This window comes from Sphingobium sp. TomMM7A (assembly GCF_055397305.1).
Genome location: NZ_AP027311.1, coordinates 2,535,210 through 2,550,115, shown reverse-complemented (window position 1 = coordinate 2,550,115; position 14,906 = coordinate 2,535,210). Strand labels below are relative to the sequence as shown.

Annotated in this window: 10 protein-coding genes; 5 read left to right on the top strand and 5 right to left on the bottom strand. The window is 61.7% G+C overall.

Annotated elements, in window-relative coordinates; genetic code table 11:
* Positions 1-8: 8 nt before the first annotated feature.
* The 3 genes from ACZ5ZH_RS12690 to ACZ5ZH_RS12680 all read left to right on the top strand — a co-directional run bounded on the left by ACZ5ZH_RS12690 (position 9) and on the right by ACZ5ZH_RS12680 (position 3,864).
* Positions 9-1,196: a glycosyltransferase gene (locus tag ACZ5ZH_RS12690; RefSeq protein ID WP_464771735.1), complete on the top strand. Its 1,188-nt coding sequence runs from the start codon at positions 9-11 to the stop codon at positions 1,194-1,196.
* 116 nt (positions 1,197-1,312) lie between these two features.
* Positions 1,313-2,461 (top strand): glycosyltransferase family 4 protein, encoded by a 1,149-nt coding sequence (locus ACZ5ZH_RS12685; protein ID WP_464775192.1) that lies wholly within the window; start codon positions 1,313-1,315, stop codon positions 2,459-2,461.
* Positions 2,455-3,864: a pectate lyase gene (locus ACZ5ZH_RS12680; protein ID WP_464771733.1), complete on the top strand. Its 1,410-nt coding sequence runs from the start codon at positions 2,455-2,457 to the stop codon at positions 3,862-3,864. The genes ACZ5ZH_RS12685 and ACZ5ZH_RS12680 overlap by 7 nt, the downstream gene beginning before the upstream one ends.
* Positions 3,865-3,876: 12 nt before the next feature.
* Here ACZ5ZH_RS12680 and ACZ5ZH_RS12675 read toward each other — a convergent pair whose 3' ends face one another.
* The 4 genes from ACZ5ZH_RS12675 to ACZ5ZH_RS12660 form a co-directional block, all read right to left on the bottom strand.
* Complete coding sequence (locus ACZ5ZH_RS12675) at positions 3,877-5,109, bottom strand: outer membrane beta-barrel protein (protein WP_464771732.1); 1,233 nt, start codon at positions 5,107-5,109, stop codon at positions 3,877-3,879.
* Positions 5,100-5,666: a polysaccharide biosynthesis/export family protein gene (locus tag ACZ5ZH_RS12670; RefSeq protein ID WP_449470913.1), complete on the bottom strand. Its 567-nt coding sequence runs from the start codon at positions 5,664-5,666 to the stop codon at positions 5,100-5,102. Before ACZ5ZH_RS12670 ends, ACZ5ZH_RS12675 begins: the two co-directional genes overlap by 10 nt.
* Before the next feature lie 87 nt (positions 5,667-5,753).
* The gene (locus tag ACZ5ZH_RS12665) at positions 5,754-7,001 is read right to left on the bottom strand and encodes a DegT/DnrJ/EryC1/StrS family aminotransferase (protein ID WP_464771731.1); all 1,248 of its coding nucleotides are present in this window, start codon (positions 6,999-7,001) and stop codon (positions 5,754-5,756) included.
* Positions 7,002-7,052: 51 nt separating this feature from the next.
* Positions 7,053-9,134 carry a polysaccharide biosynthesis protein gene (locus ACZ5ZH_RS12660; RefSeq protein WP_464775191.1) on the bottom strand — a complete coding sequence of 694 codons (2,082 nt, stop codon included), beginning with the start codon at positions 9,132-9,134 and terminating at the stop codon, positions 7,053-7,055.
* Positions 9,135-9,775: 641 nt separating this feature from the next.
* Here ACZ5ZH_RS12660 and ACZ5ZH_RS12655 point away from each other — a divergent pair.
* The gene (locus ACZ5ZH_RS12655; RefSeq protein WP_464771729.1) at positions 9,776-10,531 is read left to right on the top strand and encodes a LuxR C-terminal-related transcriptional regulator; all 756 of its coding nucleotides are present in this window, start codon (positions 9,776-9,778) and stop codon (positions 10,529-10,531) included.
* A 191-nt stretch (positions 10,532-10,722) separates the two neighbouring features.
* The gene (locus tag ACZ5ZH_RS12650; RefSeq protein WP_464771728.1) at positions 10,723-12,063 is read left to right on the top strand and encodes an O-antigen ligase family protein; all 1,341 of its coding nucleotides are present in this window, start codon (positions 10,723-10,725) and stop codon (positions 12,061-12,063) included.
* A 449-nt stretch (positions 12,064-12,512) separates the two neighbouring features.
* Here ACZ5ZH_RS12650 and ACZ5ZH_RS12645 read toward each other — a convergent pair whose 3' ends face one another.
* Positions 12,513-14,813, bottom strand: coding sequence for a GumC family protein (locus tag ACZ5ZH_RS12645; protein WP_464771727.1), 2,301 nt, complete (start codon positions 14,811-14,813; stop codon positions 12,513-12,515).
* Between the last annotated feature and the right edge of the window lie 93 nt (positions 14,814-14,906).

Below are 14,906 nucleotides of genomic sequence, written 5' to 3'. Positions count from 1 at the left end.
GAGCCCCCATGAAGATTCTCCACGTCATAACCGCTTTGAATGTCGGGGGCGCGGAAACCATGCTCGCGAAGCTGGTGGATCATGAACGCAGGCAGGGCGGCGCGACGCAGCCGTCGGTCGTGTCGCTGATGCCACCGGGTGTCGCTGGAGACCGCATCCGCGCGAGTGGCGTGCCGCTTCATCATTGCGGCATGAGAAGGGCCATCGACCTGCTGCCGGGGCTTGCCCGCCTTCGCGCCGTCATCCGGCAGGAACAGCCAGCGGTCATCATGGCGTGGATGTATCACGCCCATCTTGCCACCCGGCTGGCGACCTTGGCGAGCGCGGACACTGTGCCGGTGATCTGGAATGTGCGCCACAGCATCGATGAACTGTCGCAGGAAAAGCCCCTGATGCGGGTCATCGTGCGGCTAGCCGCCGCATGTTCATCCTGGCCGCGCACGATCATCTATAACTCCCATGCGGCGGCGGCGCAGCATCAGCGGCTGGGTTTTCACGCAGAAGATATGGCGGTCATCCCCAATGGGTTCGATTGCGAACTCTTCCGCCCGCGCGAAGAGGCTCGCGATGCGCTTGTTCGCGATCTGGGGATTGCACCGGGCGCGCTGATCGTCGGGATGGCGGCGCGCAATCATCCGATGAAGGATGCGGCCAATCTGGTCGAAGCGGTGCTACGTGCGCGCGAGCGTGGCACGGATGCGCACCTGCTGCTGACGGGTCAAGGCATGGAGGAACCCAGCGGTCCGCTTGCGCGTCTGCTGGCGTCCATGCCCGCCGATCGCCTGACCCTGCGGAGCCATGACCGGAATCTTGAGACATTGCTGCCCGGCCTCGACATAGTCGCACTGCCTTCGGCATGGGGTGAAGGCTTTCCCAATATACTGGGCGAAGCGATGGCGTGCGGCGTGCCCTGCATCGCGACCGATGTCGGGGACAGCGGCTGGATCGTCGGCAAAAGCGGGACGGTCGTTCCACCACGCGACCCGGCGGCGCTTGCCGAGGCGATCATGGCCATGGACAGGATGGGTCCCAATGGCCGCCACCAATGGGGTGAGATCGCCCGCACGCGCGTGCAGGAGCAGTTTTCGATGGGCCAGATCGCGGCGCGTTACCACCAGCTTTACCGGGATGTATCTGGTTCCTCCTTTCAGGAACGGGGAGCCCCCGCCTCGCCACGCCGCGCACAGGTGATGTGAACATGTTGCAGGTCTTGCCCGCCTCCCCCCCTCTGTCCGGAACCGCTGCGGCCCTGTACCGCGAAGCCGGGAACGCTGCCCCGGCGCGCATCTGCTTCCCCTTTGCGGGGGGCGCCATGGGAGGCAGCCATATCTCCGCGACCAAGCTCATCCATCAGCTGGATCGGAGCCGCTTCTCCCCCCTCATCGTCCTGCATTATGGATCGGGGCAGTTCGGCGATTTCCTGCGATCCGAGGGGCTGGAGTTCGTCACTCTGCCCGATACCCGATTCTTCGGCGAATCGCCTGGCGTTCCCAAAGCGGGAGGCAAGGCGGAGACGGTGAGCGCCTTGATCGATCAGTGGCGCATGACCCGCTTTCTGAGGCTGAACGACGTCCGGATCGTCCATACCAATGATGGGCCAATGCATATGTCCTGGGCATTGCCCGCGCGTCTGGCGGGGGCCAAGATGCTGTGGCACCATAGGGGCAGTCATGATGCCCGAGGCGTCCGCTTCGTCGCCCCCTTCGCGGCGGATCGCATCGTCGGCGTATCAGCCTACGCCTTGTCCGAGGTGCGCCGTCGAAAGCGCACGGCGCGCAAGACTTCCGTCATCTACAGCCCGTTCGACGCGGACGCCGAGCCGATCGACCGGGCGCAGGCGCATCTGGCGCTGACATCGGAGCTGGGCGTCGATCCCGACACCCGCCTTCTGGGCTTTTTCGGCCATTTCATCGACCGCAAAAGGCCGCTGATGTTCGTGGAAACGCTGGCACATATTGCCCGGACGCGGCCCGATCTTCCAGTGATGGGATTGATGTTCGGATTGCCGCTGATGGACGGGATAGAGGAACAGATCAACGAAAAAGCCAAGGCGCTGGGCGTAAGCGATCGCCTGCGCCTCATGGGCTTTCGCTATCCATCGGCGGCATTAATGGCGGGCTGCGACATTCATGTGGTGACGGCCGTCAACGAGCCCTTTGGCCGGTCGCTGATCGAAGCCATGCTGCTCGGTACGCCCGTGATTGCTGCCGCGTCGGGCGGTAATATCGAAGCGATCGACCATGGCGTGACGGGCATGCTGGTCGAACCCGATGATCCCGCCGCCATGGGACGGGCCATCGTCGAGTTGCTCGATTGTCCCGATCGACTGACGGCGATCGCCGCGCAGGCGCAGATCCTGGCGAACCGCCGTTACGGCGTGGAGCAGCATGCGTCGCAAGTGTCCGCAATCTATCAGTCGCTCCTCGGGACGGGGCCGCGCCGGAACCGGAGGCGATGGTGAGTTCGAATGCGGTGGCCGCCCTGGGTGTCGGGATCGCCGCGCTACTGGTGGCTCCGTTTGTCACGCCTTCCGATATCGTGCGGCAGTTGACGGGCACAGACAATCCCGACGGATCTTCGGTGCTGCCCGAAGTACCCGGCGCCGAAGCGTTCCCTGGAGCTGAAGGCTTTGGCCGACGAACCCGTGGCGGACGTGGCGGCGTGATCATGCCTGTCACCACGCTGGCGGACCATGGCCCCGGCTCCCTGCGCGCTTGCATAGACGCTAAAAAGCCGCGCGTGTGCATTTTCCGCGTCGCTGGCGTGATCCGTTTCACGACGGATCGGCCCGTGATCCGCCACCCCTATATCACCGTCGCCGGTCAGACCGCGCCTGGGGGCGGAATATTGATCACCCATGCGGGAGGCGAAAGCGGCAACACCCCTATCGTTGCCAAAAATACGCATGACGTGATCATTCGCCATATCCGCGTACGAACCGATCTCAACGGGAATGCTGCCGCCAGCACCGGATCATTTCTTTTTGAGAACAGCCACAACATCATCTTCGATCATGTCAGCGGTGCCTGGGCATTAGGTCAGATCATCGGCGGTTTTGGCGTGAACGACAATGTCACAATGTCCAACTCCATCTTTACAGAGGGCATTTCCCGGCGGAGCAAATGCGCGATGCTCGCTTTCGACCCGCGGGAGCCGCAGAAGGTCAGCTTCATCCGCAACCTGTGCGCTCATAATGGAAGCAGAAGTCCGGACGTGAATTTCACGCCCAAGTCATGCGTGGAGATCGTCAACAATATTCTTTATAACGCCAGGTCGCAATTCACCCGCGTGCAGGAAATCTATGGCGGAACGCCCGTCAACATCGTCGGCAACTATTACAAAAACGGTCCAGACGGCACGGACAAGATTGCTGCAATAGATCGTGATGTGGGCGCCAGCACGGGCCAATCGGAAATATTCATGGCCGCCAACAGGCTGGATCAGGTCAAGGTCATGACGACCCGCGCCGCAGCCGCTGCGCGTGTGGGGCGGCCCGTCTGCCCCCTCAGCATGAAGGTCGCCTCACCCGAAAAGGCCTATATCCAGGTACTGGACGGCGCTGGAGCATTTCCGCGAGATGCGCTCGACCTACGTACCGTCAGCGACGTTCGCAACCGGACAGGGAATATCCTGCGTGATGCAAGAATGCGAACCGGACCACGCCCGCTACCCCGGATCGCGCCCGGAACGCCTTATGTCGATCTAGATGAGGACGGGATGGCCGACAGCTGGGAGCGGGCCAATGGCATGAACGCCCGGCGCAATGATGCCTGGCAGGATGCCGACCATGACAATTGGCTGAATCTGGACGAATTCCTGGATTTTGCCCATCGCGAAGTCATGGCCGGGCGGCAGATACGCTGATCCTCTACCCGATCAATATTGCAAGCGGATTTCCGCGCCGACGATCGTGCGATCGAAATCATCGAACGCTCTTGTGCTGTCGCGATTGGCGATGCGTCCTGTGAGCGCGAAGGAAATATTGCGGTTCACCAGATATTCGACTTCGGCCACACCGGCGATCGTCCGTTCGTGCTGGCCCGAACCGATGAAACTGCTGCGGCGGTACAGCACGGAAGCCTGCCAGCGCAGATTGTGGTAAATCTCATTCTGCACACCCAGACGGAACCTCGTGTCAGTACGCGACTGCGCGCCGGTGCGGACGGTGGCAACATCACCCCGGAACCCGTCGAGCGTGACCGCCCATCTGGGCGACGGCGTATAGGTCAGCCCGGCCGAAACCGACAGGCCGGTCCTGCTGTCAAATAGCGCGTCGTCGGGGTTGAAGCGGAACACGCCGACTGAGGCTTCGCCACGAATCAGGCCGCCGGGTTCAAAGGCCACCCCCGCCCGTGCGCCATAGGTTTTTGAATCGCGGTCCACACCTGACGCGTCCACCGGCAACCGGAACTCGCGTCTGGTGATAAAGCCTTCTCCAAAGACATTCATCATGCCGCTGACCCGATATCCCAACCGGGCAGAGCCGGAATATTGGTCGAAGTCGCGTTCGGCATCGACGGCGGCCAAGGCGTTGTTCTTGAGCCAGGTGCCCTTCACGCCGAGATTGAAGCGGGCGCCCTGATGCGTATAGCCAAAGTCACTTTGCCACTGGTCATATCTGCGCGGCGGCGTGCCGACGCCCGTGCGGGATTCAGGTTCGCCGCGGTCCTCGACCAGCCGCATCCAGCCCGCGCTAGCGGTGATATTATCGGCGCCCGACAGGTGATACACGCCGCCGATACTGGTATTTATGCCCTCGGAATTTTCACTGTCATTCTTGAAATAGCGCCGGATTACCCCCCGCGCCTGCGCCGCCAACTCGAATTTGCTATCGCTCAGCCGCAGGTTGAGCCACGGCGAGATGGTCAGGCGCTCATCGTCGATTTCATTTGATGACAGGGCGTAGATGTTGGAATCATATTCAAGCCGGGCATCCGCGCCGAGATAGGCCGATATTCTGCCCAACTGCACCGCTCTCGCCTCATATTCCTCCGGCGTTTCCAGCAGCGGCGTGGCTCGATCCAGCTGCTGTGCGGCAGCAGGAAAGGCCATGCCCGTCAAAATGACGCATGAGCAGAAGGGGATGAGGCGCTTTGCTGTCAAAACCATTTCTCCACGACTTTGATGGTGTCACCCGGCTGGATCGGCGTATTTTCGGAAGCCTTGGCGGTGGACGCTTGGCCATTCACCTGACGGATGATGGCAACCGTGTTGCGATTGGCGCGAAATGTGTACCCGCCTGCCACCGATACTGCGGTGACGACCGTCATACCGGGCCGATAGGGATATTCGCCGGGGCTACGCACTTCACCAAGGATGTAGATGGGCCGCAGCTTCACCGGCTGAACACTGACGGCGGGCGAGACCATCAGCCGTTTTTCCACCAGCAGGGCGGCGATGCGCTGTTCCAGTTCGGGGATGGTCGATCCCCTGACCGGAATGCCGCCCATCAGCGGCAACGTCAGTTCGCCGCGATCATTGACGACGAAGGCCGTGCTATTGTCGATTTCGGTAAAGCCGGGGACGATGATGCGAAGTTCATCACCCGGGCCAAGCCGATATTGATCGGCGTTGGCAGTGGAAACAGCAGGCAGACCGGACACAGAGCCGGTACAGGCCGAAAGCGCGAGCATCAGGGAAATGCCGATAGAGTGAACTAGCCGCATGACCACCTCCCATTTCCTGGCCACTTCTGGCCATTTTTGTTACAGTTTCAGAACAGAAATAAATTAATGTCAATTGCTGCTGGATAGTTATTTGTTCGGAAAGGATAAACTCTGGTCGCCTTCCCGAGCATCCTCGAGCGCCTCCAGCAGCGCATCGACGATGATTTTCATATCTTTATCGCCTAGCAGATGATCGACCGGCAGCATGAGGCTGCGTTCGCCTATTTCGGCGGCGATCGGCAGGGAATGGAGATTGGGGTGGGCACTGTTCCGGACGGCCAGTTCCCGGGACATGTCCGGGCATGATCCTGTCCCGGCGGGTATGCCATGACGAGCGAGCGCGGCGATGACGGCAGGTCTAGCATCCGCCGCGTCCAGCATGAGGTAGAATTTGTAGAAGGCGTGATCCACCCCCTGCGGCACCTGTGGCACATGGATCAGCGGATGATCGCCCAGTCCTTCGCGCAGGATGGCGGCATTGGCGCGCCGCCGCGCCAGCCAGGACGGCAGCTTGCGCAACTGCGCCCGCCCGATCGCGGCCTGCATTTCCGTCAGCCGCCAGTTGGTGCCGAAACTTTCATGCAGGTAGCGGAAGGCGTTGCCCGCCGCAGGCGCCGAGAGCATCGCGACATTCTTGCCATGGTCCTTATAGGCCCAGGCGCGTTCCCAATGCGCTTCGTCCTTCAGCAGCAACATGCCCCCTTCCCCGCCCGTCGACATGATCTTGTCGGTGCAGAAGGAGAAGGCGGCGGCGTGGCCGAAGGAGCCGACCTTCTTTCCATCGATGGCGGCGCCGTGCGCCTGGGCGCAGTCCTCCACCAGCCACAGGCCATGCCCGTTCGCGATCGCCGACAGCGCGTCCATGTCACAGGGCCAGCCAGCCAGATGGACGCACAATATGGCCCTCGTCCGTCCGTTGATCAGCGGAACGACGGCTGCGGGATCAATCGTGTGGCTGTTGGCGTCGATGTCGGCAAATACCGGCACCGCGCCGACCGCCGCCACGGCAGAGGCGCTGGCGAAGAAGCTGCGGGCGGGAACGATCACCTCATCGCCCGGCCCGACGCCCAGCGCACGAAACGCCAGCTCCAGCGCCAGCGTGCCGTTGGCGAGAGAGATCGCATGGGGCATGCCGCAATACAGCGCGAACTCGCGTTCGAAGGCGCGGCACTCGTCACCATGTACCAGCGAGTTGACGCGGCCGCTTTCCAGCACCCGGACCACGGCATCGATCTCGTCCGGCTCATATTGGGGCCAGCGCCGGTCTGGCGGCGGGAAAGGCGGGATGGCGACGGCCGCAGCACCTAGTTCGCGCGTCTGGGCTATGCGATTCATATCCTCATCCCCAGGATCATGGGCATCGGTCGCGCAAACGCTGGCACCCGGTCATTCATTCGCAGCCTTGCCGACAAGGTCGATCTCCCGAGTCAATTCTCGCAGCGTTTTTGCCCAGTTCGATTGGGCGGGCGCGCGCAGCAATTCCTTCATCAGGTCGCGCACCCCATCCTCGTCATGGGTATGGATGAGGTTTGCCAATTCGGTGAAGGCATTCACCAGCTTTTCGAGCGGGACCGGGCAGGGGCTTGCCTCGATCACGCCGGGGATGGTGGAGCGAAGTTGTTCCTCCGTGGTGTCGAACAATTCCTCGTAAAGCTTCTCGCCGGGACGAAGGCCAACGAACTTGATCGGCACGTCGATGTCCGGACGCAGGCCCGCGAGCCGGATCATCCGCCGGGCGATATCCACGATCTTGATCGGCTCGCCCATATCGAGAACGAAGATGGTGCCGCGATCAATGTTGGTTTCCATGGCGCGGGCGCTGCTTTGCAGGATGAGTTGCACCGCTTCGCCCACGGTCATGAAATAGCGCTTGATGTCCGGGTGCGTGATGGTGAGCGGCTTTCCGGCGGCCATCTGCTGCTGGAGCAGGGGCACAAGCGATCCGCTGGAACCCAGCACATTGCCGAACCGCACCGTCATGAAACGCGGGCTGTCCGGGTCGCACTGGCCGATCAGGTCAAGCGCCTGGCAGTAGAGTTCGCCGAGGCGCTTGGTGGCGCCCATGACGCCCACCGGATTGACCGCCTTGTCCGTCGACACCTGGATCATCGCGAGCGAGCCATAAGCGCAGACGGCATCCGCGACGTTTCGCGTGCCAAGCACATTTGTATGGGCGCCCTCGCACGGATTGGCCTCGACAATGGGCACATGTTTGAGCGCGGCGGCATGGAAGACAACCTCCGGCTGATGACGCTGGAAGACGTCGTCGAGCGCCGCGCGGTCGCGGATCGAGCAGAGTTCGGGCCGGCAGATGAGATCCGGGAACTTGTCCCGCGCCTGCATCTCGATGGTGTAAAGATTGAACTCGCAATGATCGAGGAGAACGATCTCCGCGGGGCGGAAGGTGGCGATCTGCCGCACAAGTTCACCGCCGATCGTGCCGCCCGCGCCCGTCACCAATATCCGGCGGGCACGGATCAGCCGATCCACGATGCTGCGCTGGAGGGAGACTTCGGGTCGGCCGAGCAGGTCGGCCAGCTCGAACTGCTTGATTTCCAGGCGCGCCGTTCCGTCCTTCGCCTTTTGCAGGTCATTGGCGTGCGCAACTGTCAGGTCGCACTGATCGGCCAACTTCACCAGATGGGAGAAGGACCGGCGCGGCATCGTCCTGTCGCCGCGTATGACGAGGCTTTCGGGCTTCAGCCCCCGCGTCGCCAGCATCTCAACGATCTGCGGCAATTTGTCGGGCGAACCCAGCACAGGTACACCGGCGACCTGCAACCGCGTCTCGCGTCCGTCAAAGGTCAGCGCGCCGACGACATTGAACCGATTGGTCCGCTCGGCGCGAAGCATGTCCATCAGCGACCGTATCCAGTCCAACTCGCCCAGCAGCAATATGTTGTGACCGCCGCCGGGAGGGACGATATGCGCCAGGGCAAATTCGCGCAGACCCCGGCGCACCGTTCGCACGCCGATCATCGCCACCAGCAGCAACGCCGAATGCAGCAGCGCGAAACCGACCGCCTCCAGCGGCACGGCCCGTATCTTTGCCGAGATGATCAGGCACATGCTCCATGCCGCCGTCGCTCCGCCCGCGACTCCTGTCGAAAGCGCGATGCAGTCGCCGAAGGAGAGAAAGCGCCAGCTTCGCCAGTAAAGGCCCGTCAGGCAGAGAGCGAACACCGCCACCAGGGTGAAGAAGATCATGAGGCTGGGACGGTCATAGAAGGCCGCCGAAACGCTGCCCGGTATGGCCATCACGACCAGAAGCAGGGTGGTCAGGATCAACGAAGCGTCGATCAGCATGAGCGCCGCGAAACGGGCCGGGCCGGGAAAGCCGGTCGGCCGCGTCAGCAGATCGTGCAGCAATATCGCCCATTCAGGCCCACCAGCGGAAACCTCCGCCCGCGGGTCTGCGAGATCGTCGAGAAGCGGGTCAGATCCAGCGGGCGGCGCGCTCGCATCCATAGCAAAACCCTTGCGGTTCAAGAAAGGATCGTCGACGAACAAACCCCGCATGCTGCCAAAGAGGGCCTATCGCAGCATGCGGAGCGCGATCGTCCAGATCACGAGTAAAACGGTAACGACTTGGCCCCGGGTCGCAATGAACCAGACAGGTATCATCCCTTGTGGCAGGAATCGGCGCGGGCGTTGGCCGAACGAGCAGAATATCCGCAGGCATGCGCCCCGAATGATTTGCGGGAGGAAGCTGGATTAAGTCTTTTGGCTAATTGACATGTGCGCCGGGTCGTACTCGCCCACGACATCGACTGACGGGCTAAATCCAAGCCGCTGCCAGAAGATCATTTCCACAATAGGTTACGCGCGAATCGCACATGCTGTTCAGCACATGTCATCAGGCCACCCTAAAGGACAGCGCTTCCTTGCTATTTGGGATGGTTCAGATAAATTCATGAATAGACAAGTGGTTAGCGAAATCGCGCCAACGCACGATCTTCACGTAAGTTAAATTTTTCCAAAATGTTACGCCTATTGTTCAACGCTGCATTTGTGATACTCTCCGACCCGATAAGACAGGGGTCGCCTTCAGCAAGTGCTTTTGCATTCAATCCATCACAGTCTTTCTGTGATGTTGAGGGAGGCGGACGATGGCAATGGATTCAGATGTTGTGCTTGTGGGCGGAAGCTCCATCGTCAGAGAGGGTCTCCGGCGGCTTCTTTCGTCACAACAGCGTCAGATCCTCTATACCGGGGCCAGACTGGACGAGCCTTGCCCCGCCCACGTCGCCGATTCCGACTGCCTTTTGCTGCTGATCGAAGATCAGGACATGGAATGGAACGGCGCGGCGCTTGCCCAAGCGCGCGAATATTATCCAAGCGCGCGGATCGCGATACTCGCCAACAAGTTCGATTTCGACGCGATGCTGGATGCCTTTCGATCCGGAGCCGAAGGCTATCTGATCAATGACCTGTCTTGCGAACGATTGGGAGGGTATCTCGACCTGATCGCGTTGGGGGAAAAGATCTTTCCTTCGCAACTGGCCCAGAAATTGATCGATCAATCCGCCGTCTGCGAGGAAACGCCCAACGCGGTATCTATCGACTGCGCCAATCTGTCGGCACGGGAAATGGAGATATTGCGGCGCCTTATCGCAGGGCTGCCCAACAAAGTCATCTCCCGCGAGCTTTCGATCAGCGAAGCCACAGTCAAGGTTCATGTGAAAGCGGTCCTGCGCAAACTGCGGGTGTCCAATCGTACCCAGGCAGCCATATGGGCAGCAGGACAGGGACTGCATGGTCTGGCAGCTGACAGCGCCAGGCCCTCTCCGCCCAAGGCCAGCCCTGCCGCTTTCCCGCCGAAAGGCGCGACGCGCGAGACGACTGGTTATTCGGCAAGCGTGTGAAAATCGCTGAAGAACAGAGGTAGCATTGAGCCGCGCTAACCATCCGTTTTCATTGCCCGACCCCCTACCCAATCGGATATCGTCCCCTGCCCTTTTGAACGCCGGGCAGGCATTATGTGCAATGGACTAAGTCCGGCCAGATTTGCATCCTAGTCGCGGAACAAGGCAGAAAAATAGCCGGAGCGCCAGGCGTGCAAACCAGTCAGTATCAGGCAAGCCATTATCCATTGCCCGGCGGCCGTCGTGCCAGCCCCGCCCAGGAACGAACGCAATTCTGGACGGACGAACTCCACAGATGGGAATTCGTCCTGCTGCAAGGCGCGGTGTTTTTCGCGCCTTACAACGCCTTCCGCCATCCCAGCCTTTACATAACCCTAAGCGACGTGATGTTCGCAGGCGCCTTCTTCCTGCGTGTGTCGACAGGGAGGGTGGCGTCGCCCTTTGCCAGTCTGACCTGGCTCTGGGTGCTGGGACTGCTGATGCTTAGCGGCGGCCTTTTCATAGGCAGCGTTTTCAAGGGCGATGTGGTCAGGTGCCTAGTGTTGGTTACCCAATATTCCTTCGCCTATCTGCTCGTGCCGCTCGTCCTGCTGCGCCGGTCGGAAGAGGAAGTCGTCCGCCTCATCAAATGCGGAATCTGGGGCATGGTGGTCATGTGCGCGCTCGGCGCCATGGTCTACTCGGCCGGTTATTACAGCATCGACAGGGAACAGATGGCCCTGGTCACCGGCAACAAGCGGCTACAGGGCTTTGCCGGCAATCCCAATGGCATGGGCGTGCTGACGGTCATGGCGATGACGCTCGTCTGGCTGATGCTCCTGTCCAAACAGATGCGGCCGATGATTGCGCTGCCCTGCCTCGCCATTCTCATCACGGGCGTGATCCTGACCAGTTCCAATACCGGACTTTACAGCATGATCGCCGCCGCCCTGATTTTCTTCGGCGGCAGACGGAATTTCAAGACCCTGATCATCGTCGCGTCGCTGGGCGCGACTGTGCTCGCATTCGGGCAGAATTATCTTCCCGCGACATTCCAGACCAGGGTTCTTTCCGCCCTGAACTCTGGCGATCTTTCGACCGCGGGGACGTTCGAGTCCCGGCAGGAACTGAACAGGGAAGCGCTGGAGATGGCCGATAAGAATCTCATCATCGGCCTTGGCGCGGATCAGTATCGGCAGGAAAGCCGCTATGGTCTTCCTGTCCATAATCTTTATTTGCTGCTGTTGAACGAGGGTGGCGGCCTGTCGTTGCTCGGCTATCTGGTGCTGATGACCGTTCCGATATTGGCGGGCATCGTCGGCTATCGAGCGCGATATGGAAAGCTCGTGCTGCTGACGATCGTCACGACGCTCGTAACCTTTGCCAACGCGGTGATGGGCATGCCGCACGTCTATGGGCGATGCTGGTTCCTGTTCGTTTTCCTCGCCGTCAGTCCCGCATTGATCGGGCCGGGCGTGATCAGCCCTCGCTTCTTGCCTTCGCCTTCACAACGCAGAGGCATGCGCGGTCATCTTCCCCCGCTGGAAAGCTGAAGGCCCTGCCCGGTTTTCAGTGACCGTTGCCCATACTCGCTCTCCTGGGCACCATTGACACATCTTCCGGATCATCACCCTTCTTCCGTCTGGGGCCTTCGAGAGGCCGGACAGAGGGGTTAAGTGGGCGTGTCGATTTGGGCAGGATATGCGGGCGCCATGGCATCAGCGGCGATTGCGATTTTGCGGGACATCTCTGCGCGCCTGGCTGTTAAGTCCATCGTTCGTCAGCGGCGTTCATGGCCCAAATGATCGGCGCTGCAATCTCGCGCATGAGATTGCATGAGGTTCGTTTCGGAAGAAAGGCGCTTCAGCCCTCTTCCCGCCGACAGCTTCTGATGAGCCCGCAACTTGGCACTCTGCTCTGGGGAGAGCGCCTGCCCTGGCGCGCGCAACGACAGGCCAGTCCGCGAAAGGCTGCACGAAGGGATCGCGCAGCCTTCAGGCCGTCATGCCATATGGTCCGCGCGGTCGCGCCAGCGCGATGGGGCCATCCGCTCATACCAGCGGCGAGGGGTCGGCATTTCGCCGCTGAAATATTCCGCTGAATCCATGTAGAACTGGACCGGATCGCCATAGCCGCGACGGGCGTGTTCCGCATAATCGACGCGATTGATGACGACACCGTCCACCGGCTTTTGCAGCACCTGCAACGCCGCGCGCACCTGTTCGATCGTGGTGCGACCCCACCGCACCACCAGCAGCGTCTGATCGGCCGCATCCATCAGCATGCGCGAATCCCGCGTGGCAAGGGTGGGCGGCGCATTGATGATCAGGAGATCATAATGTTCGCGCAGATGGTCCAACAGGTCGTTGACCTTCCCCAGCCGCATGATCGCGGCCGGATTGCGCGCAGGTTCACGCGCGCTGAGGACAACGGGTTCATAGGTAGTGATTTCGGACGGCTGCTCTGCGTCTGGCCTTTGCGTCAGGGCGAGCGTTGGAAGCATATGGCGCGCATCGACCGCACCGCTGAGAAAATCGATGAGGTCCGGCTTCCCCCCCGCATCATCGGTGGGACGCAGAACGTCACTGGGACGGCGCAGATCGAGGTCGATCACGATCGCGCGGCGGCCCATGGCGACGGCCGCAGCCAGCAGGGTGAGCGTGACGGTCGATTTGCCGTCTCCGGTAATGGGCGAGGTGATCAGCACGGTCTGCGCCCTTCCCGGCTGGGCCAGTTCGGCGACCTCGCTTCCCAACCCACGGGCCACCTCGGCAAAGAGCGACTGGGGGTCTTGAAGCACCGGGTTCGCCTTTGCCGACCTCAGGGCGTCGCCATCCAACTCGGGCAGCAGGGCAAAGGTGCGCAGGCCGAACTGATGATATATCTGCTCGGCATTCCAGAGGCGGTTGTCCGTCAGCTCGATGCCGAACACCACCAGCAGCCCCAGGATCAGCGATCCGACGAACGCGGCGAAGGTCGCGGACTTGGGCCGGGGCGAAATCGGGTCCTGCGGGACGGCGGCAGGCGACATCAGGCGCGAATGGATGCCCGATGCCGCGAGGCTGGCTTTCACCTGCTGCGCACGCGTGCTCATGGCGGTGAAAGCACTGCGCGCGGCTTCCGCATTGCGTTCGAGCGAGTTCAACTCGACCGTCGCGGCGGTGTTCGCGAATGCCTTGCCAGTGATCGAACGCAGCGTTCCTTCCAACTGGCCTGCGCGCGATGCGGCAGAGGCCGCCTCGCTCCTTGCGATGCCCGCTTCACGGGCGGCCGCGTTCTGGGCCTGGGTCGTGGCAGCGGCGATGACCCTCGCCTGTTCCTGCTGCATGCTGCCGGTGGTTTCCGCGATCTGCGCTTCTACTCCACGCATCTTGGGATGTTCGGACCCATACATCATGGCGAGTTCGCTGCGCGTGCGGGTCAGATCGTCCAGTTGCCGCCTTTGCTGGTCGAGCAGCGGGGACGTCGCGCCCGCCGTCGTGATGTTGCTCACGGCGCTCGCGATGCCAGCTGCCCGCGCGCTTTGTGCAGCGCGCATGGCGGCGGCGGAGGCGGCTTCGGTGGCGATCCGGTTGATCTGTTGATAATCTTCCGACCCGCCGGCGCCGGTGAGCATCTGATGCTGGCGCCGGAAGTCGGCGACCGCCTTTTCGGCTTGATGCGCCTCGATCGCAAGCCGCGCCCGCTCGTCATCCAGCTGGCTGACGATCTTGCCCTGCCGGTCGTCGCGCATGACGGAGCGGTAGGCGGCAAGGCTGGCGGGATATTGATTGGCGATTTCCGACGCCAGGTCGGCCGACTCGGATCGCACGGTGATGTCGATGAAGTCGGAATCCTTGGAGCTTGAAATCGATGTGCTGGATATCAGCCTGCCCGCGAGGCGGGACAGGCGGCGGTTGTCGACGACGGCGTTAGCGGGAAGCGGCGCTTCGACGAAGCGCGGATCGGACGCGAGCTTCAAATCCTGCACCACGCGTTCGGCAAGGGAACGGGACCGGTAGATGCCCGCTTCGTTGGCGACGCGCTGCTGGTTGCGCGCGGCCATGTCGGGCGATCCGCTGTCGTCATTCAGTTCGACCTGCACCGTCGCCGTCGCCTGATAGATGGGCGTCGCGGTCAACTGAACCACCAGCACGATAAGGACCGCGAGGAACACGATGGCGCCGAGCAACAGTTCGTGCCGCCGGATGATCTTGATGACCTGGCGGGCCGACAGGCTGGAGGGCCGGGAGCCCCCCTCCATCGGCCGGTCAGACATTGCCTCGAGCAGGGGCGCGTTCAGCGTTCCCGATTGCGATAGCATGAATAGATCCTCCACAGCGGCATTCTGACCTCATTGGCCGCCGAACCTCCCGCTTTTGCCAGGTCCGATCAAACAATCTTCGGTCGCAGAGCG

Coding starts and splice junctions, on each gene's coding strand:
- ACZ5ZH_RS12690 (WP_464771735.1), top strand. CDS start 9: ATGAAGATTCTCCACGTCATAACCGCTTTGAATGTCGGGGGCGCGGAA.
- ACZ5ZH_RS12655 (WP_464771729.1), top strand. CDS start 9,776: ATGGCAATGGATTCAGATGTTGTGCTTGTGGGCGGAAGCTCCATCGTC.
- ACZ5ZH_RS12665 (WP_464771731.1), bottom strand. CDS start 7,001: ATGAATCGCATAGCCCAGACGCGCGAACTAGGTGCTGCGGCCGTCGCC.
- ACZ5ZH_RS12645 (WP_464771727.1), bottom strand. CDS start 14,813: ATGCTATCGCAATCGGGAACGCTGAACGCGCCCCTGCTCGAGGCAATG.
- ACZ5ZH_RS12675 (WP_464771732.1), bottom strand. CDS start 5,109: ATGGTTTTGACAGCAAAGCGCCTCATCCCCTTCTGCTCATGCGTCATT.
- ACZ5ZH_RS12670 (WP_449470913.1), bottom strand. CDS start 5,666: ATGCGGCTAGTTCACTCTATCGGCATTTCCCTGATGCTCGCGCTTTCG.
- ACZ5ZH_RS12685 (WP_464775192.1), top strand. CDS start 1,313: ATGGGAGGCAGCCATATCTCCGCGACCAAGCTCATCCATCAGCTGGAT.
- ACZ5ZH_RS12660 (WP_464775191.1), bottom strand. CDS start 9,134: ATGGATGCGAGCGCGCCGCCCGCTGGATCTGACCCGCTTCTCGACGAT.
- ACZ5ZH_RS12680 (WP_464771733.1), top strand. CDS start 2,455: ATGGTGAGTTCGAATGCGGTGGCCGCCCTGGGTGTCGGGATCGCCGCG.